Source organism: Pseudomonas sp. Irchel s3b5 (genome assembly GCF_900187435.1).
GTDB lineage: Bacteria > Pseudomonadota > Gammaproteobacteria > Pseudomonadales > Pseudomonadaceae > Aquipseudomonas.
This window is the reverse complement of record NZ_FYDY01000049.1, coordinates 1-19,456: the sequence shown is the minus strand read 5'-3', so window position 1 is coordinate 19,456 and position 19,456 is coordinate 1. Positions and strand designations below refer to the sequence as shown.

Genomic DNA, 19,456 nt, shown 5'->3' with positions numbered 1-19,456 from the left:
TGCGCAAGATCATCAAGACCCGAGGTCACTTCCCAACCGACGATGCGGCGACAAAACTGATCTGGCTTGGGCTGCGCAACATCACAGCAAACTGGGGCTCAGCGGCCCATGACTGGAAAAGTGCGATGAATCAATTCGCGATTCTGTACGGAGATCGATTTATCAGGCCTGCCTGGTAAAAGAATGGCCTGCCTAACGGCAGGCCGTTACCGGCCTGCACACAAAATATCTGACAGTCCCCAAAAAACCAACTACTCACCCCTCCCACAATGGTTCTATGGTGCACCGATAATCCCCTGTGGGAGCCAGCCTGCTGGCGATGGGGCTAGTGCAGTCACAAAAAACCAACTACTCACCCCTCCCACAATGGTTCTATGGTGGACCGATAATCCCCTGTGGGAGCCAGCCTGCTGGCGATGAGGCCAGTACAGTCACCGAAATCTGACTACTCGATCCGCCTTTCCCCACTGAACACCAGGGTTTGCTGACACCGCCGGCACAAATACCGCCGACCCTGGCGTACCAGACCATGACGCTGCGCTGAAAACGGAAAATCACTGTCGGGGCACGGGCATTTATAGATGTAGCGGGTCACGCTGCGGCGCTTCACATCGTAGGTGTGGCAGCGGTTGGGTGGCAGTTCGTAAACGCCGCGCATGATCAGTTGCCACTCCTCGCCGTGGGGCTGGATGCGGTCACCGAACAGTTGATGGGCGATCAGGTGCGCCACTTCATGGGCCACGGTCTGCTTGAGGAAGTCTTCGGCGTTTTCCCGGTACAGCTGTGGATTGAAACGCAGCAGATTCTCGTGCAAGTGCGCGACACCGGCTTTTTGCCCGCGCAGCTTAAGACTCACCACAGGGCGTTTGAAAGGTCGTTTGAAAAAGGATTCGGCTTGTTGGAAACAGTCTTCGACGCGGATATTGAGTTGCTCGGGCATGCTTGATGGATCTCCAGAGCCGTCGAGTATGCCGCAACGCTTTGGCCTTGCGAATCGCCAAGGCGCCGAATGGTCGCCAACGCTGTTTTTTGCGGCCCCATTAAAAGGCCGCCTTGCGGCGGCCTGAGTGTTGGCATATCTGATTTTTAGGTGACACGTTAACTAGTGTAGACCGGCCCCACGCCGAGTCCCCAGACAATAACGGTAAATGCCATGATGGCCACCAGCACCACCAGGCCTACGGCAAGCACTGAACTGGAAAACAGAAAACCCTCGTCAGATGGAATGTTCATGAAGGTCGGTAGCCCCACATACAGCAGGTATACCGTGTAACAGATGGCCGCGGTGCCGATGATCATCCCCAGCCACAAGTGCGGGTAGAGGGCGGCGAGGCCACCGATGAACAACGGTGTCGCGGTATAAGTCGCAAAAGCAACGCAGCGTGCAAGGCTCGGGTTGGCGTCATAGGTGCGGGCCATCCAGTGGATGAACGCGCCCATCACTGCCACACCGCCCAGCATCGCCAGGTACGACATGACCGTCATCCAGATCGCGCTCTCTACGGTCAGCATCACCGGAGGCCGATTGCCGATGACCCAGCCGACCTGCGTGGTGCCGATAAACGCCGACACGGCGGGAATCGCCGCCAGAATCAGGGTATGGGTCAGGTACATGTGGCTGATGCTTTCCTCCTGGTCGCCACGGATTTCTTTCCATTCTTGGTCAGGGTGGGTGAAGAGCCCCACTACGTGATGGATCATGCCAGTCACTCCTCTTGTTTTTAACATCGCCCCCCAGCGGAGCGCCTACAGGCCAAATAGGCCAAGTAAGGTGTAGGTCTGGAAATGTATGTGACCTTATGTCGCAGTATAGGAAGGAGTTTCCCCCTGGGAAGCAGGGCTTTAGAGCAAATTGCGCTGTAAACCCGGTTGTTAATCGCCGCGGGGTCTGTGCTGTATGACACCGGTGGCGAGGGAGCTTGCTCCCGCTCGGCTGTGCAGCAGCCGCAAAAACGCCGCGCAGTGTCTGGATCAATGCGTTGGATGATTTCGGGGGCGCTTCGGGAGCAAGCTCCCTCGCCACGGAGTGCCGGGAACGCTTCGCCCCAGTGGTGTTTTTTGCGTAAAATGCCGGCCTTTCGTCACACCTCACGGATTTCGCGTCATGGGCACTCTTACGGTCAACCAGAACAAACTGCAAAAGCGTCTTCGCCGTCAGGCCGGTGAGGCGGTTGCCGATTTCAACATGATTGAAGACGGCGACAAGGTCATGGTCTGCCTGTCCGGTGGCAAAGACAGCTACACCATGCTTGATGTGCTGATGCACTTGCAGAAGGTCGCGCCGATCAAGTTCGAGATCGTGGCCGTGAACATGGACCAGAAACAGCCGGGTTTCCCGGAACACGTGCTGCCGGCCTACCTGAAGGCGCTGGGCATCGAGTACCACATCGTCGAGAAAGACACGTACTCGGTGGTCAAGGAGCTGATTCCGGAAGGCAAGACCACGTGCTCGCTGTGTTCGCGCCTGCGTCGTGGCACGCTCTACACCTTTGCCGACGAAATCGGCGCGACCAAAATGGCCCTCGGTCATCACCGCGACGACATTGTCGAGACGTTCTTCCTGAACATGTTCTTCAACGGTTCGCTCAAGGCCATGCCGCCAAAACTGCGCGCCGATGACGGGCGCAACGTGGTGATCCGTCCGCTGGCCTACTGCAACGAGAAAGACATCCAGGCCTACTCGGACCTCAAGCAATTCCCGATCATCCCGTGCAACCTTTGTGGTTCCCAGGAAAACCTGCAACGCCAGGTGGTCAAGGACATGCTGCTGGACTGGGAGCGCAAGACCCCGGGCCGCACCGAGAGTATTTTCCGCAGCCTGCAGAACGTGATCCCGTCGCAACTGGCGGACCGCAACCTGTTTGATTTCACCAGCCTCAAGATCGACGAAAGCGCGGCTTCGCGGTTCGTCAACGTGGTCAACCTTTAACTGCGATCACTGTGGGCAGTTCATTTTTCAATCCTCAGGAGAGGGCATGCGCGATTACAAGTGGCTCAATGAGTACTGCCTGAACCGCTTCGGTTCGGCGGCTGAACTGGAAGCCCATCTGCCCGTTCCCAAGACTCCGGCGCAACTGCGCAAGATCAGCGATGATCGCTACCTCTCGACCATGGCATTGCGCGTGTTCCGCGCCGGCCTCAAGCACAGCCTGGTGGATGCAAAATGGCCGGCCTTCGAAGAGGTGTTCTTCAAGTTCGACCCGGAAAAAGTCGTGCTGATGAGCGCCGAGCATCTTGAGCGGCTGATGCAGGACGCGCGGATCATCCGCCATTTGGGCAAGCTCAAAAGCGTACCGCGCAATGCGCAGTTCGTGCTGGACGTGGCCCATGAGAAGGGCAGCTTCGGCGCGATGATTGCCGATTGGCCCGTGACCGATATCGTCGGGCTCTGGACCTTTCTGAAAAAACGCGGCCACCAGTTGGGCGGTTTGTCGGCGCCACGCTTCTTGCGCATGGTTGGCAAGGACACCTTTGTGCCGAGCTACGACGTGGTGGCGGCATTGAATGCGCAGAAGATCGTCGACAAGGTGCCGACCAGCTTGCGCGACCTCGCGTTGGTGCAGGACGTGTTCAATCAGTGGCATGAAGAGAGTGGTGGGCGGGCCATGAGCCAGATTTCGATGATGCTGGCGTATACCGTCAATCATTGAGACCGAGTCGCCCCCATCGCTGGCAAGCCAGCTCCTACAGGTTCACCGCAAGAGCTGGCTTGCCAGCGATGGCATCAGATCAGGCGACGGAGGGGGTGCCCTCGCCAGCCAGCTTGCGGTTCAACTGATACCGCCAGCGCACGTACAGTAGCGCCGAACAGAACACCGCCAGGCTAGCGCCCATCTCCAGCAAACCGAAGATCTGTCGGTTCGGGTCATAGGCGGCCAATGCGCCCTTGATGAAATACAGGTTCACCACAAAACACATCCATGAATGCCCGCGAGGACTGCCGACGATCATCCCCGGCGCCAACAGCAGCAACGGCACCAGTTCGATCAGCAGAATTACCCAGGGACGTGCGCCGTGCAGATCGGCGATTGCCAAGTAGTAAACACACAGCAGGCCGGCCAAGCCGAAAAAGCACAGCAGGCTGATAACGCGCATGGCCCGAACCCGGGGTTCAAGCCATTCGATGGCGGGCAAAATCTTCGGTTTCCTGGCCACCGTCAGCCCTCCAGTTTCTGTGCAGTCTTCGCCAGGCGCATGCCCAGCGCGCGGCACAGCGCAATTTCATGGCTATCCAGACCGCTTTTGCCATCGGCGCCGGCGTGATGGCTGGCACCATACGGCGTGCCGCCACCCTGGGTTTCCAGTAGCGCCGACTCACTGTAAGGCAGGCCGGTGATCAGCATGCCGTGGTGCAGCAACGGCAGCATCATCGACAGCAGTGTGGTTTCCTGACCACCGTGCAGGCTGGCGGTGGAGGTGAACACACCGGCCGGTTTGCCCACCAGCGCGCCGGTCAGCCACAGGTTGCTGGTGCCGTCGAGGAAGTACTTGAGCGGCGCCGCCATGTTGCCGAAGCGGGTCGGGCTGCCGAGTGCCAGTCCGGCGCAATTCTTCAGGTCGTCGAGGCTGGCATACAGCGCGCCTTCATCCGGAATCTCTGGCGACACAGCTTCGCATTCGGTGGAAATCGCCGGCACGGTGCGCAAGCGCGCTTCAAGGCCTGCCTGCTCGACGCCGCGAGCAATTTGCCGGGCCATCTCATTGGTCGAGCCGCTGCGGCTGTAATACAGGACCAGAATGTAGGGCGCGCTCATGGCAACAGTTCCAGGATCTGCTCCGGCGGCCGGCCGATGACGGCTTTGTCGCCGGCTTCGAGAATCGGTCGCTCCATCAATTTCGGGTGGGCGGCGATGGCGGCGATCAGCTGCGCCTCGCTCAGGCTGCTGTCGGCCAGATTGAGGGTCTTGTATTCGTCTTCGCCAGTGCGCAGCAATTGCCGGGCGCTGATGCCGATTTTGCCCAGCAGGCGCTGGATTTGCGCGGCGTCCAGCGGCGTTTCCAGGTAACGAACCACCGTTGGCGTCAGGCCGCGGGCTTCAAGCAGTTCGAGCGCACCGCGGGATTTCGAGCAGCGCGGATTGTGATAAAGCGTCAGATCGGTCATGAGCGGGTCGCATCTTGCGTAAGGTGGCGGCTATTCTAACTGTGCAGCGCGCAATCCAGAACCGTGAGAGGCGATGGGTCGCAGGCGCATTCAATTTTTGACAAGGAACACGACATGACAAGGCGACTGGCAGCGGCATTGGCGATCATCGGGACGTTGATGCTGGGGGGCTGCGGTAACGACTATGGCATCGACCAGAACGGTCAGAAAATCGCCAGCGAGCGCCTGGACAACCAATGGCTGGTGCTTAACTTCTGGGCCGAATGGTGCGGGCCTTGCAGAACAGAGATCCCGGAGCTGAATGCCTTGGCCGAGCAGCTCAAGGACAAGAAGATCGGTGTGTTCGGGGTCAACTTCGACAACGTGCAGGGTGAAGAACTCAAAAGCGCCAGCGAGAAGCTGGGGATCAAGTTCACCGTGCTGGCGCAGGACCCTTCGGAGTTGTTCGAGCTACCGCGCAGTGAGGCATTGCCGGTGACGTACATCATCGATAACAAAGGCAAGGTGCGCGAGCAATTGATGGGTGAGCAGACGGCGGCAGGGGTGGCGGCGAAGCTTGAGGCGTTGCAGGCGAAGAATTGATCAGCGAGACCTTGCAGGAGCCGGCTTGCTGGCGATAGCGCCAGATCGGTCAACATTGATATCGCCTGAAACAATGCTATCGCCGGCAAGCCGGCTCCTACAGGTTTCGATGGTTGCGAAGGGATCAACCCTCTTCGAGCCACCAACGCAACGGCTTGCCTTCGGCCGGCCAGAAGCGCATCTGGTCGATCGGCGAAACGTCCCAGCGCTGTACATTTTCCAACGCTTGCAGGAAGCGTTTTTCCTGCTCCATCAGCGCTGGCGCACAGAGTTTGCGGGTGCTGCCGATTTTGCCGAAGCTCAGCTTGTGACCTTCGAGGGTGTAGGGCGCGAACCAGTGGTTGCAGCCGCCGTTGCCGTAAGCCCGGCCGTCTTCACCGAGGGTGATGGTCAGGTGGCTGTAATCCATCAACGGCCGCTCGCCGATCCATTCCAGAATGTAGCTGCGGTTTTGCTGCAATGGCACCGGATCGGCGGCGCAGCCCATCAGGCTGGCACCGACCATCCCGGTCAGAGCAAGGCGATTCATCACGCAGGCTCCTGGCATTTCGGGCACAGGTGTTTCTCGCCGACAGTGGTCCAGCCCAACTCGGCAATCCGCGCGGTGGCGGCAGGCTTTTCGGCCTTGTTGCCGAGTTTGGCGTCGACCGCGAACTCGAAGCTCAGCTCTTTGGCGCAGCTGTCACAGTTGACCTGCCAGGTGTGGATCGCCAGTTCGCCGAACACCGGGCCACTGGCAACCGCGACCCATTGGCCCGGCGGATTGATCAGGTGGCGAACCGTTTCGACGGTCAGGCGCATGGACAAGTCCTTGGCACCTTTGAGCGTCACGACCAGCACGTCATTGTTGCGAATCGAACCACCGTTGCCGGTGACTTGATAGCGCCCCGGCACCAGGGCGCGGCATTCAGTGAGGGTGTGTTGCGGGTTCATCAGCGTGTAGCGGAAATCGTGTTCGACCATGGGTCCTCCAAATATGCGCGATATGCTAGCACGGGCTTGCACGCGACATATTGCAGGCGGGTGACCTTCGATCCGTTTCAGTCACCCTCGACCTGGTTTTGCGCCGACCCCGCCGCCCAGGCTGCGATGTTCTGCAAGGTGGTGGTCGCAATCGCGTCCAGGGCTTCGCGGGTCAGGAAGGCCTGATGCGCGGTGACGATCACGTTAGGAAAGGTCAGCAGGCGCGCCAGCACGTCGTCCTGCAAGGGCAGGTCGGAACGGTCTTCGAAGAAAATTTGCGCTTCCTCTTCGTACACATCCAGCCCCAGATACCCCAGGCGACCATCCTTCAGCGCATCGATCAACGCCGGCGTATCGACCAGACCGCCGCGTCCGGTGTTGATCAGCATTGCGCCGGGCTGCATGGGCGCCAGCGACTCGTGATTGATCAAGTGCTTGCTCTGCTCGTTGAGCGGGCAGTGCAGGCTGATGATCTGCGATTCGGCCAACAGTTGCGGCAGGCTCAGGTAGCGGGCGCCGAGGGCTTCGACCTGCGGGTTGGGGTAGGGGTCATAAGCCAGCAGTTGGCAGCCGAAACCGTTCATGATTTTTGCGAAGGTCGCGCCGATCTGCCCGGTGCCGACCACGCCGACAGTCTTGCCGACCAGATCGAAACCGGTCAGCCCCTGAAGCCTGAAGTCCCCCTCGCGGGTGCGGTTGTAGGCGCGGTGCAGGCATCGGTTGAGGGCGAGGATCAGCGCCACCGCATGTTCAGCGACGGCATGGGGCGAATAGGCTGGAACGCGCACGATGTCCAACCCCAGGCGTTTTGCCGTGGGCAAGTCGACATGGTTGTAACCCGCCGAACGCAGAGCGATCAGGCGAGTGCCGCCCGCCGCCAGGCATTCGAGCACCGGTGCGCTCAGGTCATCATTGATGAATGCGCAGACCACCTCGTAACCCTGGGCCAGTGCCGCGGTATCGAGGCTCAGCCGTGCCGGCTGGAAATACAGTTCGATGCCGCTCGCAGGTTCGGCACCCAGAAAACTGTCGCGATCGTAGGTCTGGCTGCTGAATAGAATCGTACGCATGATTTCCCCTTTGTCCCATTCCAGCAGGAGCCGGTTTGCCGGCGAAGGGGACCTCAAGTGTTTCGTGGTTCCTGAGACCGATTCGCTGGCAAGCCAGCTCCTGCAGAGTTAGCGGTGAGCTTATGCCGATGTTGAAACAACGTCCTTGCGTTGCATCAAGCATTCATGCGCGCCTGGGTGGCCAGACGATTGATCGCCCGGTCGAGTTCATCGAGCGCCATGTTGGCCTTCGGGTCTTGCTGCTTGAGCAGGGTTTCGCTGCGTTGGCAGGCGGCACGCAATTGCGGAACGCCACAGTAGCGGGTCGCGCCGTGCAGGCGATGGACCCGCTCGATCAGGGCGTTGTGATCATTGCTTTGCTGGGCCAGACGAATGGCTTCGCGGTCGGCTTCCAGGGAGGCCAGCAGCATCGCCAGCATATCCGCCGCCAGATCAGCCTTGCCGGCCGCCAGGCGCAAGCCTTCTTCATGGTCGAGCACCAACAGGTCATGACCGCCGGCGTGTCCATCGTTGGAGCGCTCAGGGCTGTGGTTGCGCAGTGCCAGGCCGCTCCACTTCAGGACAACCTGCGCCAGTTGCCGCTCGCTGATCGGTTTGGTCAGGTAGTCGTCCATGCCGCTTTGCAGCAGTGCGCGTTTTTCGTTGGCCATGGCGTGCGCGGTGAGGGCGACGATGGGCAACGGCGTGCAATGCCGTTCGCTTTCCCACTGACGGATCGCCTCGGTGCTCTGGCGTCCATCCATGCCGGGCATCTGCACGTCCATCAGCACCAGATCGAACGTCTCGTTCTGCACCGCTTTGATGGCGGCGTAACCACTATCGACGGCCAGCACCTTGGCGCCCATGTCTTCGAGCAAGGTTTGCACCAGCAGCAGATTGGCCGGGTTGTCGTCGACACACAGCACTTTCGGTGCGCGACTGGACAGCGGTTCGCTCGGCTCGCTGCGCAAGGTGCGCGGGTTGACCAGATCGGACAACGAACGGCGCAGTTTGCGGGTGCACGCCGGTTTGGCCTGGAGTTGACTGTGGGGGTTGGGCACCGAGAGATGGAACAGCGTTTGTTCCGTGGTCGGGCACAGCACCAACACTTTGCAGCCCAGGTGTTCGAGATCCCAGATGTGCTGGTTGAGGCGTTCCGGCGGCATGTCGTTGCTGGTGATCCCCAGCACCGCCAGGTCGATGGATTGTTCGGTCTGGTGAGCGCTGGTGACGCCGTTGGTCAGGCTTTCCAGCGTACTGAACGGGGTGACGGAAAGACCGCAATCTTCCAGTTGATGTTGCAACGCCTGACGCGCCAGTTCGTGGTTTTCCAGCACCGCCACCCGACGTCCGAACAGCGGCGCGCTCGGCAAGTCTTCAACGTCGTCACGGGTTTTTGGCAGGCTCAGGCTGATCCAGAACTCCGAGCCTTCGCCCGGCGTGCTGTCGACGCCGATCTCGCCGCCCATCTGTTCGATCAGACGCTTGGAAATCACCAGCCCCAGACCGGTACCACCCGGTTGTCGCGACAGCGAGTTGTCGGCCTGACTGAACGCCTGGAACAGGGTGCGCACATCCTGGTTCGACAGGCCGATGCCGGTGTCCTGAATACTGATGCGCAGTTGCACGCTGTCTTCGTGTTCTTCTTCGAGCATGGCGCGGGCGACGATGGTGCCTTCGCGGGTGAACTTGATTGCGTTGCTCACCAGGTTCGTGAGGATCTGCTTGAGGCGCAGCGGGTCGCCCACCAGGGACAGCGGCGTGTCGCGATAGACCAGGCTCACCAGCTCCAGCTGTTTGGCGTGGGCGGCCGGGGCCAGGATCGTCAGGGTGTCTTGCAGCAGGTCGCGCAGGTTGAACGGAATATGGTCGAGCACCAATTTGCCGGCCTCGATTTTCGAGAAGTCGAGAATCTCGTTGATGATCCCCAGCAGGCTGTCGGCGGACTTTTCGATGGTGCCCAGGTAGTCGAGTTGGCGGGGCGTCAGCTCGCTTTTTTGCAACAGATGAGTGAAACCGAGGATGCCGTTGAGCGGCGTGCGGATTTCGTGGCTCATGTTGGCCAGGAATTCGGACTTGATCCGGCTCGCCTCCAGGGCTTCCTTGCGCGCCAGGTCCAGTTCGATGTTCTGGATTTCAATGGTTTCCAGGTTCTGGCGCACGTCTTCGGTGGCTTGGTCGATGCTGTGCTGCAATTCTTCCTGGGCGTTTTGCAGGGTGCCGGCCATGCGGTTGATGCCGGACGCCAATTCATCCAGTTCCTGGCTGCCGAGGGGCGGCAGACGGGTTTCCAGATGGCCCTCCTTGAGCTGGGTCACGGCTTGCGTGATCTGGCTCAGAGGTCGATTGATGCTTCGGCCCATGCGCAGCGCCAGCAACGCCGCACCGACGAGCCCGGCACCGATCATCAGCAGGCTGGCAAACAGACTGCGATAACCGCGCAACAGCATGCCGCTGTGGGACAGCTCCAGTTCGACCCAACCCAGCAGGCGCTCGGTTTCTTCGGGGATGACCGCTCCGGCCAGGTTGCGATGTTTGCCGAATACCGGCATCAGGTAGCGAGTCGCATCACTGCCGCTGCGATGCAGCATTTGCGTGCCGTTACCCAATGGCGATTGATTGAGCATGCTCGGGCCAGCGTGGGCGAGTGGAGTGCGGTCGGGAGCGAGGAGGGTGACGGCGCGTACGTCGGACTGTTCCAGGGCTTGTGTGGCGATGCGTTCCAGCAACTCGTTGTCCTGATGGCTCAGGGCCGGTGCTGCCAGAGGGGCCAGTTGCTCGGTGATCATCTCACCGCGTTGCATCAATTGGGTCTGCAGGTCGGACTGTTGCATCCAGATGAAGTAACCGCCCAGCACCAACGCCATCAGGCTGGTCGGCAACAGGGTCAGCAACAGCACGCGGCCTTTAATCCCCAGTTTCTTGAGCACGCCTCTCTCCTGCATCCAGCCATTTATAAACCTGCACTTGCGTGCGGCAAACACTACGTGCGCAGTGTAGCGACTTGCTTGCAGGCAATCTTCGTAAAATTGATGTCGTCGTTCGTCGGCCAGTGCGGTGGATTGGCGTTATGGGCCAACCGTGGGTTGCCCCGGCTGCAGCAATCTTGAATAATCGCTCAACTGAGAATTATTTGCAGATAGTCATGACTCCCATTGCTGCCAGCCATCCCCGAATCCTGTCCATCGAAGACGACCTCGTTCTCGGTGCCTATGTTCACGAGCATCTGGAACGCAGCGGTTTTCAGGTGACCTGGTGCAAGAACGGCCAGGAAGGCCTGACCATGGCCCGCGAGCAACCGTTCGATGTGGTGCTGATGGATATTCTGCTGCCGGGCATGGACGGTCTGGCCGTGTTGACTCAACTGCGTCAGAGCCATTCCACTCCGGTGTTGCTGATGTCGGCCCTGGGCGCGGAGGCGGATCGCATCAGCGGCTTTCGACTCGGTGCCGACGACTACCTGCCCAAACCATTCAGCATGGTGGAGTTGCGGGTGCGCATCGAAGCGATTCTGCGGCGGGTGGCCCTCGACCGTCGGCCTGCTCTGGTCGCCGTTGTGTCGTCGATGGACAGCCTGCGTTTCGATGAAGAGCATTTCGATGCCTTTTATGGCGAGCGCCCGGCCGGCCTGACCCGCAGCGAGTACCGATTGCTCGATACGCTGTACCGCAGCGTTGACGAAGTCTTGAGTAAAGCCTTCCTTTATCAACACGTGTTGCAACGTGGTTATGCCGCCCATGATCGCAGCCTGGACATGCACATCAGTCAGATCCGTCGCAAGCTCAAGGCCATCGATTACACCGAGCGCGAAGTGCGCACGGTCTGGGGCAAGGGTTACATCTTGAGCGCAGCCGATGAAATGTAATTTGCCGGGCCGGCATTCGCTGTTCTGGAAACTGGCCTGTTTGCTGGTGGCATTCTGTCTGCTGATGATCTGGCTGAGCTGGTCCTGGGGCCGCTACATGGAGCAGCGAAACCAGTTCCTCTCCGATGAGGCTCGGGGCACGTTGACGCGCTATGCCGCGCAGGCCGAGCAGGCATGGGATAGGGGCCAGAACGCGGGTGTCGATGCCTGGTTGCAGGACATGCAGCAGCGCGAAGCGAGCTGGATCGGGGTCGTAGGCGGGGATTTGCAGTCGTTGAGCGAGCATCCGCTGACCGACAAGGAGATTGAGCGCCTGACCTTCCTGCGCGGCCTCGACTGGCCGATCCACAAGAAAGGCCGGCCATGGATGCGGGTACCGTTTCCCGGCGATCCGTCGGTCGGCAGTCTGGTGATCGAACTGCCCCAGCGCTTCGTGCCCGGTCGTTATCGGGTGTTGTGGCGCGTGATCACCAACGGCGTGATTCCGGGCCTGTTCACCTTGCTGCTGTGTGTCGGCCTGTACCGTTTGCTGGTAGTACCACTCAACAGTCTGCGTGCCCAGGCCAACGCCTGGCGTGTCGATCAGCTCAATGTGCGGTTATCGAGTCGAACCACCAATCGTTCAGATGAACTCGGTGAGCTGGGCAGGGCGTTCGATCACATGTCCGAACGCTTGCAAACCACGGTTGCGTTACAGCAGCAGTTGCTGCGCGATCTGTCCCATGAGTTGCGCACGCCGTTGAGCCGACTGCGGGTGGCCAGTGAAAGCGAGCAAGGCCTGGAGCATTTGCGCGAACGCATCGGTCGCGAAGTCGATGGCATGCAGCGTCTGGTGGAAGACACACTGCAACTGGCCTGGCTCGACACCGAGCGAACCCGATTACCCGACGAATCGATTCAGATCCAGGCGTTATGGGAAATGCTCACGGAAAACGCCTGCTATGAAAGTGGCTGGCCCGATACGCAGTTGCAATGCACGGTGGATGCATCCTGCTGGGTTCGCGGTCATCTCAACACGCTGGCCCAGGCGCTGGAAAACATCCTGCGAAACGCGATTCGCCATTCGCCCGAAGGGGGCGTCGTCCGGCTTGGTGGGCAGCGTGATGGGGAATTCTGGCACCTGTGGCTGGAAGATCAGGGGGGCGGCGTGGCAGAAACCGATCTGGAGCGGATCTTCCTGCCGTTCACCCGACTCGATGGCTCACGTCCCGGCGACGGTGGCTTTGGCCTGGGCTTGAGCATCGCCAGAAACGCAGTGCAACGTCAGGGCGGGCAACTGTGGGCGCAGAACACCGGGACCGGGTTGTGCCTGAATATGCGTCTGCTTGCGGATGTTGATCGTGCCAGCGCCGACGTCATCGCGGGCGAGCCCGCAGTGACCGTGTTTCAACCGCAAAGTGTGTGATCACTGTGCAACCTTTAGGAGCGAGCTTGCTCGCGATGTGGCCCTCAAAATCAATACACATTCCCGCCTTATTCCCATAAACCATAAGCACCGTACTTTGCGTGATATGGCCTTGCGAGGTTTGCCGGTATGATAGTCGCCCCCGCAGTCTGGATTGCGAATACGCCATGACCTTGCAGTACCCAACCATCGCCGATTGCGTCGGCAACACTCCGCTGGTCCGTTTGCAGCGCCTGCCCGGCGCCACCAGCAATACCCTTTTGCTCAAGCTCGAAGGGAACAACCCGGCGGGTTCGGTCAAGGACCGTCCGGCGCTGTCGATGATTACCCGCGCCGAGTTGCGTGGGCAGATCCACGCCGGCGATACGCTGATCGAAGCGACCTCGGGTAATACCGGGATTGCGTTGGCCATGGCCGCTGCGATCAAGGGTTACAAGATGATCCTGATCATGCCGGACAACTCCAGTGCCGAACGCAAGGCCGCCATGACCGCGTATGGCGCCGAACTGATTCTGGTCAGCCAGGAAGAAGGTATGGAAGGCGCTCGCGACCTCGCCCAGCGAATGGAAGCCGAAGGCCACGGCAAGGTGCTGGACCAGTTCGCCAACGGTGACAACCCTGAAGCGCACTACACCACCACCGGCCCGGAAATCTGGCGTCAGACCGAGGGCACCATCACCCATTTCGTCAGCTCCATGGGCACCACCGGCACCATCATGGGCGTTTCGCGCTACTTGAAAGAGCAGAACGACAACGTGCAGATCGTCGGCCTGCAACCCATGGAAGGCTCGGCGATTCCGGGCATCCGTCGCTGGCCCCACGAATACCTGCCGAAGATCTACCAGGCCGATCGCGTGGACCGGATCGTCGACATGGCGCAAAGCGAGGCCGAAGACGTCACCCGTCGACTGGCCCGCGAAGAAGGCATTTTCTGTGGCGTATCCTCGGGCGGTGCCGTGGCAGCGATGTTGCGTCTGTCCAAAGAAGTTGAAAATGCGGTGATCGTCGCGATCATCTGCGACCGTGGCGACCGTTACCTGTCGACCGGCATTTTCGACGCGCCCAACTGATGGCCAAGCATGAAAGAGGCCTGCGCTTCCAGCCCACCGGCGGCAGCAAGGCCCCGCAAGTCCCGACCGGCAAAAAGCAGCGCCTGACCATTGAGCGCCTGGCCAACGACGGTCGCGGTATCGCGTTTTTCGAAGGCCGCACCTGGTTCGTTCTCGGCGCATTGGCCGGTGAAGAAATCGAGGCTCGCGTGCTCGGTGCCCACGGCAAAGTGGTCGAGGCACGCACCGAACGGGTGTTCAAGGCCAGCGAACTGCGACGCCCGGCACCGTGCCCCCATGCGGGCCGCTGTGGCGGTTGCAGCGTGCAGCATCTGCCTCATCAAGAACAACTTGCCCTGAAACAGCGCATGCTCGCCGAGCAATTGTCGAAAGTCGCCGGGGTCGAGCCCGAAGAGTGGGCAGCGCCTTTGAGCGGCCCTGAATTCGCCTACCGTCGTCGTGCCCGCGTCGCCGTACGCTGGGACATGAAGGCGAAGAAGCTCGAAGTCGGTTTCCGCGCCGCCGGCAGTCAGGACATCGTCGGTATCGATGAATGCCCGGTGCTGGTACAGCCCTTGCAACCGATCATGGCCCGCCTGCCGGAGATGTTGCGGCGCTTGAGCAAGCCTCAGGCACTCGGGCACGTGGAATTGTTCAGCGGTTCTTCGCTGGCAGTGTTGCTGCGGCACATGGCGCCGTTGTCCGAGGCAGACCTGGCGATCCTCAAGGATTTCTGTGCGTTCCATGAAGCCCAATTGTGGCTGCATGGCGACGGCGAGCCGCAACCGGTCGAGGCCGGTCAGTCGCTGGGTTATCGTCTGGAACAATGGGATCTGGAACTGGCTTACCGTCCGGGGGATTTCATCCAGGTCAACGCCGGGGTCAACGAAGCCATGGTGGCTCAGGCACTGGACTGGTTGAAGCCGAAGGCGCAAGAACGGGTTCTCGATCTGTTTTGTGGTCTGGGCAACTTTGCCTTGCCGCTGGCCAAGACCGCTCGTGAAGTCGTGGCGGTCGAAGGCGTGCAGGTGATGGTCGATCGGGCTGCGGCGAATGCGGCTAGCAATAATCTGCATAACGCGAAGTTTTTTCAGGCCGATTTATCCCAGCCTTTGACGGACGCCGAATGGGCCGCCGAAGGCTTTTGTGCGGTACTCTTGGATCCACCGCGTGACGGTGCTTTCGAGGTCGTGCGCAAGCTCAAGTCGCTGGGTGCCGAACGGTTGGTGTATGTGTCGTGCAACCCGGCAACGCTGGCGCGCGACACGGTCGAATTGATCAAGCAGGGCTACCGGTTAAAACGTGCCGGGATTCTCGATATGTTTCCTCAGACGGCACATGTCGAGGCCATGGCGTTATTTGAAGCGAGCTAGGATGCTCGTCTGGTCCGACTGGCCCGCCCGTGCTGCTGCGCACTAGCCCGACGTGGGCGCACGGGCAACGAAGGTCAGCGATTTGACGCATTGAATCTGCGTCGTAGGGAAGGTAAGCAAGATGGTACAGGTGAGAGCACACCAGCCGATCAACACCGACGGCAGTATCAATCTCGAGGCTTGGCTCGATCATGCGGTCAGTGTCGATCAGGCACTGGATCGCGAAGCCTTGAAGGAGGCCTGCGAGTACGCTCGCGAGGCCGAACAGCAAGCCAATGCGGCACAAAATCTGTGGTCGGAAGGCAACTCGACTTTCCGCACCGGGCTTGAGATCGCCGAGATTCTCGCCGACCTCAAGCTTGATCAGGATTCGCTGGTCGCCGCGATCCTGTATCGCGGCGTGCGCGAAAACCAGATCTCGCTGCCGGCCGTCAGCCAGCGCTTCGGTCCCGTGGTCGCCAAACTCATCGACGGCGTGCAACGCATGGCGGCGATCAGTGACAGCCTGAGCCCGCGCAAGTCCATGGTGATGGGCACCCAGGGCCAGGTGGAAAACCTGCGCAAAATGCTGGTGGCGATGGTCGACGACGTGCGCGTCGCTTTGATCAAACTGGCCGAACGCACGTGCGCGATCCGTGCGGTGAAAACCGCCGACGATGAAAAGCGCAACCGCGTGGCCCGTGAAGTCTTCGACATCTACGCGCCGCTGGCCCATCGCCTGGGTATCGGTCACATCAAGTGGGAACTGGAGGACTTGTCCTTCCGTTACCTCGAGCCCGACCAGTACAAGCAGATCGCCAAGTTGCTCCACGAGCGGCGACTGGATCGCGAGCGCTTTATCAGCGACGTGATGAGCCAGCTGAAAAACGAATTGCAGGCCACCGGCGTCGATGCCGACATCAGCGGCCGGGCCAAACACATCTATTCGATCTGGCGCAAAATGCAGCGCAAGGGTCTGGAGTTCAGCCAGATCTACGACGTGCGCGCCGTTCGCGTGCTGGTGCCGGAAATGCGCGATTGCTACACCGCGCTGGGCATCGTCCACACCCTGTGGCGGCACATCCCGAAAGAGTTCGACGACTACATCGCCAACCCCAAGGAAAACGGCTACCGCTCGCTGCACACCGCGGTGATCGGGCCTGAGGGCAAGGTGCTGGAAGTGCAGATCCGCACCCATGCCATGCACGAAGAGGCCGAGCTGGGGGTTTGCGCACACTGGAAATACAAAGGCACCGACGTCAAGTCCGGGTCCAATCACTACGAAGAGAAAATCTCCTGGCTGCGTCAGGTGCTCGAGTGGCATGAAGAGCTGGGCGACATCGGTGGCCTGGCGGAGCAGTTGCGGGTCGACATCGAACCCGACCGTGTCTACATCTTCACTCCGGACGGTCACGCTATCGACTTGCCGAAGGGCGCGACGCCGCTGGACTTCGCCTACCGCGTGCACACCGAAATCGGTCACAACTGCCGCGGCGCCAAGATCAACGGGCGCATCGTGCCGCTCAACTACAGCCTGCAAACCGGTGAGCAGGTCGAGATCATCACCAGCAAGCACGGCACCCCGAGCCGCGACTGGCTGAACCCGAACCTGGGCTACGTCACAACGTCGCGGGCGCGGGCGAAGATCGTTCACTGGTTCAAGTTGCAGGCGCGCGATCAGAACGTCGCTGCGGGTAAAACCCTGCTTGAGCGTGAACTCAATCGCCTCGGCCTGCCGGCGGTGGACTTCGACAAGCTGGCCGACAAGGCCAACATGAAAACCGCTGAAGACCTGTTCGCCGCCCTCGGTGCTGGCGACTTGCGCCTGGCGCAACTGGTCAACCTGGCGCAACAACTGGTCGAGCCGGAACGCGGCAATGAACAGCTGGAGCTGATTCCGCGCAAAGCCACCGGTTACAAACCTGGCAAGCGCGGCGACATACAGATCCAGGGCGTCGGCAACCTGATGACGCAGATGGCCGGCTGCTGCCAGCCGCTGCCGGGCGATGCAATCGTCGGTTACATCACCCAGGGCCGTGGCGTGAGCATTCACCGCCAGGACTGCGCCTCTGTGCTGCAACTGGGTGGGCGTGAGCCGGAACGGATCATTCAGGTCAGCTGGGGCCCGGTGCCGGTGCTCACCTATCCGGTGGACATCGTCATTCGCGCCTACGACCGTTCGGGTTTGCTGCGAGACGTTTCGCAGGTGTTGCTCAACGAGCGGATCAACGTGCTGGCGGTCAACACCCGCTCGAACAAGGAGGACAACACCGCGCTGATGTCCCTGACCATCGAAATTCCGGGGCTGGACGCGTTGGGAAGGTTGCTGGGGCGGATTTCCCAGCTGCCGAACATCATCGAAACCCGGCGTAACCGTACGCCTTGAAGATGACTTCGATCCATTGTGGGAGCTGGCTTGCCAGCGATGCAGACAACTCGGTCTCACTGGAGCATCGAGGTGATGCCATCGCTGGCAAGCCAGCTCCTACAGGGTTTTGTTGTGAGCCATAAATGACCTATAGCCTTGAAGACCTGCTTCACCTCATGAACCGCCTGCGCGACCCGCAGTTCGGTTGCCCGTGGGACATCAAGCAAACTTACGCCAGCATCGTCCCGCACACCCTGGAAGAAGCCTACGAAGTCGCCGACGCCATTGAGCGCGGTGACTTCGATCACTTGCAGGGTGAACTGGGCGATTTGTTGTTTCAGGTGGTTTATTACAGCCAGTTGGCCCGGGAAGAAGGGCGCTTCGAATTCGATGGCGTGGTCGACAGCATCACCCGCAAGCTGATTCGTCGCCATCCTCACGTGTTCCCCACCGGCGATCTGTATGCGCCGCTGGATGTCCCGCGTCTGAGTGAAGAACAGGTCAAGCAGCGTTGGGAAGAGATCAAGGCCGAGGAGCGCGCAGAGAAATCATCGGCGCCCGAACAGCTGTCGTTGCTCGATGACGTGCCCGGCGCGTTGCCAGCGCTGTCACGCGCGGCGAAATTGCAGAAGCGCGCAGGGCAGGTCGGTTTCGACTGGCCGGACGCTTTGCCGGTGCTGGACAAGGCGCGCGAAGAACTCGACGAAGTGCTTGAAGCCATGTCCGAGAATGACCCGCAAGCGGTCGCCGACGAGATCGGCGACCTGCTGTTTTCCGTGGTCAATCTGGCGCGTCACCTCAAGGTCGATCCGGAAACCGCATTGCGTGGCGCCAACAGCAAATTCGAGCGACGCTTCCGTTTTATCGAACAGGCATTGCGCGACACCCACCGTCCCATGGAAGATTGCACCCTCGAAGAGTTGGACGCCCTGTGGGGCGAAGCCAAACGTCAGGAAAAGAATGTGCCCAGCTGCGGTTGAGCAGTTGCCTAAGTGAGTAATAAGCACCATGAGCATTTCCCTTCGCGACCAGTTGCTCAAAGCAGGGCTGGTCAACCAGAAGCAGGCCAAGCAGGTCAGCAAAGACAAACAGAAGCAGCAGCGTCTGGCCCATAAAGGCCAGATTGAGCTGGATGATTCGCAGCAGCGTGCCGCCCAGGAAGCCATGGCCGAAAAGGTCAAGCGCGACCAGGAGCTCAATCGCCAGCAGCAGGAGAAGGCCGAGGCCAAGGCCCGCGCCGCGCAGGTCAAGCAATTGATCGAAGTCTCGCGCCTGCCCAAACTGACGACCGAGGATTACTACAACTTCGTCGACGACAAGAAGGTCAAGCGCCTCTGCGTCAACACCCTGATGCGTAACAAGCTCAGCAGCGGCTCGCTGGCCATCGTGCATCACGCCGGGGGTTATGAAGTGATTCCGCGTGAAGCGGCGCTGAAGATCCAGGAGCGCGACCCACAGCGCATTGTGCAATTGAATGTGCAGACCGAAGAGGTCGCTGCCGAGGACGATCCGTACGCGGCGTATCAGATCCCTGATGATCTGATGTGGTAAGCCGTTAAAGGTGGCAGTAACGACAAACCCCGCTCATGGCGTAATGCTGTTCACTTAAGCATTTGAGCTCGCGCAGGGCTTCCTAGAAAATCCGATGCCAGACCTCTGGCATCGGATTTTTTATGTCTGTTCAACAAGACCTGCTCGACCTCGGCGACCTTTTCAACT

General features: G+C 60.3%; 19 protein-coding genes and 1 pseudogene. 11 read left to right on the top strand and 9 right to left on the bottom strand.

Going from position 1 to position 19,456, the window contains the following annotated elements; translation table 11 throughout:
• Positions 1–179: pseudogene (locus CKW15_RS27190) on the top strand (IS256 family transposase); the annotation flags it as partial.
• Positions 180–445: 266 nt separating this feature from the next.
• On the opposite strand, the gene CKW15_RS27185 reads toward CKW15_RS27190, so the two are convergent.
• Together CKW15_RS27185 and CKW15_RS27180 are read right to left on the bottom strand one after the other, a co-directional pair.
• Entirely contained in the window at positions 446–940 is a 495-nt protein-coding gene (locus CKW15_RS27185; protein ID WP_095153035.1) for a SprT family zinc-dependent metalloprotease, read from the bottom strand.
• A 158-nt stretch (positions 941–1,098) separates the two neighbouring features.
• On the bottom strand, positions 1,099–1,701 hold the full coding sequence (locus CKW15_RS27180) for a Yip1 family protein (RefSeq protein WP_095056540.1): 603 nt from the start codon (positions 1,699–1,701) through the stop codon (positions 1,099–1,101).
• A 403-nt stretch (positions 1,702–2,104) separates the two neighbouring features.
• Here CKW15_RS27180 and ttcA point away from each other — a divergent pair, with 403 nt between their 5' ends.
• On the top strand, positions 2,105–2,929 hold the full coding sequence (ttcA, locus tag CKW15_RS27175) for a tRNA 2-thiocytidine(32) synthetase TtcA (protein ID WP_095056541.1): 825 nt from the start codon (positions 2,105–2,107) through the stop codon (positions 2,927–2,929).
• A 46-nt stretch (positions 2,930–2,975) separates the two neighbouring features.
• Complete coding sequence (locus tag CKW15_RS27170; RefSeq protein ID WP_095153034.1) at positions 2,976–3,650, top strand: DNA-3-methyladenine glycosylase I; 675 nt, start codon at positions 2,976–2,978, stop codon at positions 3,648–3,650.
• Between the two features lie 79 nt (positions 3,651–3,729).
• Here CKW15_RS27170 and CKW15_RS27165 read toward each other — a convergent pair whose 3' ends face one another.
• The 3 genes from CKW15_RS27165 to arsC are packed head-to-tail and all read right to left on the bottom strand — an operon-like array spanning position 3,730 to position 5,104.
• Positions 3,730–4,155 (bottom strand): DUF2069 domain-containing protein, encoded by a 426-nt coding sequence (locus CKW15_RS27165; RefSeq protein ID WP_095153033.1) that lies wholly within the window; start codon positions 4,153–4,155, stop codon positions 3,730–3,732.
• Positions 4,156–4,157: 2 nt separating this feature from the next.
• The gene (wrbA, locus tag CKW15_RS27160) at positions 4,158–4,754 is read right to left on the bottom strand and encodes an NAD(P)H:quinone oxidoreductase (RefSeq protein WP_095153032.1); all 597 of its coding nucleotides are present in this window, start codon (positions 4,752–4,754) and stop codon (positions 4,158–4,160) included.
• Entirely contained in the window at positions 4,751–5,104 is a 354-nt protein-coding gene (arsC, locus tag CKW15_RS27155) for an arsenate reductase (glutaredoxin) (RefSeq protein WP_095056544.1), read from the bottom strand. The genes wrbA and arsC overlap by 4 nt, the downstream gene beginning before the upstream one ends.
• A gap of 114 nt (positions 5,105–5,218) precedes the next feature.
• On the opposite strand from arsC, the gene CKW15_RS27150 reads away from it, so the two are divergent.
• Positions 5,219–5,686, top strand: coding sequence for a TlpA disulfide reductase family protein (locus tag CKW15_RS27150; protein WP_095056545.1), 468 nt, complete (start codon positions 5,219–5,221; stop codon positions 5,684–5,686).
• Positions 5,687–5,810: 124 nt separating this feature from the next.
• Here CKW15_RS27150 and CKW15_RS27145 read toward each other — a convergent pair whose 3' ends face one another.
• The 4 genes from CKW15_RS27145 to CKW15_RS27130 all read right to left on the bottom strand — a co-directional run bounded on the left by CKW15_RS27145 (position 5,811) and on the right by CKW15_RS27130 (position 10,628).
• A complete protein-coding gene (locus tag CKW15_RS27145; protein WP_095056546.1) occupies positions 5,811–6,215 on the bottom strand; it encodes an META domain-containing protein in 405 nt (134 codons plus the stop codon).
• Positions 6,215–6,649, bottom strand: a complete 435-nt coding sequence (locus CKW15_RS27140) for a hypothetical protein (protein WP_020799714.1) — start codon at positions 6,647–6,649, stop codon at positions 6,215–6,217. The genes CKW15_RS27145 and CKW15_RS27140 overlap by 1 nt, the downstream gene beginning before the upstream one ends.
• A 77-nt stretch (positions 6,650–6,726) precedes the next feature.
• Positions 6,727–7,719, bottom strand: coding sequence for a 2-hydroxyacid dehydrogenase (locus CKW15_RS27135; RefSeq protein WP_095153031.1), 993 nt, complete (start codon positions 7,717–7,719; stop codon positions 6,727–6,729).
• A gap of 155 nt (positions 7,720–7,874) precedes the next feature.
• Positions 7,875–10,628, bottom strand: a complete 2,754-nt coding sequence (locus CKW15_RS27130) for a response regulator (RefSeq protein WP_095153030.1) — start codon at positions 10,626–10,628, stop codon at positions 7,875–7,877.
• A gap of 215 nt (positions 10,629–10,843) precedes the next feature.
• Here CKW15_RS27130 and CKW15_RS27125 point away from each other — a divergent pair, with 215 nt between their 5' ends.
• The 7 genes from CKW15_RS27125 (at position 10,844) to CKW15_RS27095 (ending at position 19,288) form a co-directional block, all read left to right on the top strand.
• Entirely contained in the window at positions 10,844–11,563 is a 720-nt protein-coding gene (locus tag CKW15_RS27125; protein WP_095153029.1) for a response regulator transcription factor, read from the top strand.
• Positions 11,553–12,968: a sensor histidine kinase gene (locus CKW15_RS27120; RefSeq protein ID WP_095153028.1), complete on the top strand. Its 1,416-nt coding sequence runs from the start codon at positions 11,553–11,555 to the stop codon at positions 12,966–12,968. The genes CKW15_RS27125 and CKW15_RS27120 overlap by 11 nt, the downstream gene beginning before the upstream one ends.
• 167 nt (positions 12,969–13,135) lie before the next feature.
• Positions 13,136–14,038, top strand: a complete 903-nt coding sequence (cysM, locus tag CKW15_RS27115; RefSeq protein WP_095056551.1) for a cysteine synthase CysM — start codon at positions 13,136–13,138, stop codon at positions 14,036–14,038.
• The gene (rlmD, locus tag CKW15_RS27110; protein WP_095153027.1) at positions 14,038–15,390 is read left to right on the top strand and encodes a 23S rRNA (uracil(1939)-C(5))-methyltransferase RlmD; all 1,353 of its coding nucleotides are present in this window, start codon (positions 14,038–14,040) and stop codon (positions 15,388–15,390) included. Before cysM ends, rlmD begins: the two co-directional genes overlap by 1 nt.
• Positions 15,391–15,511: 121 nt before the next feature.
• A complete protein-coding gene (relA, locus tag CKW15_RS27105; protein WP_095153026.1) occupies positions 15,512–17,755 on the top strand; it encodes a GTP diphosphokinase in 2,244 nt (747 codons plus the stop codon).
• A 125-nt stretch (positions 17,756–17,880) separates the two neighbouring features.
• A complete protein-coding gene (mazG, locus tag CKW15_RS27100) occupies positions 17,881–18,717 on the top strand; it encodes a nucleoside triphosphate pyrophosphohydrolase (protein WP_095153025.1) in 837 nt (278 codons plus the stop codon).
• 28 nt (positions 18,718–18,745) lie between these two features.
• Positions 18,746–19,288, top strand: a complete 543-nt coding sequence (locus tag CKW15_RS27095; RefSeq protein WP_095056555.1) for a DUF2058 domain-containing protein — start codon at positions 18,746–18,748, stop codon at positions 19,286–19,288.
• Positions 19,289–19,456: the final 168 nt, after the last annotated feature.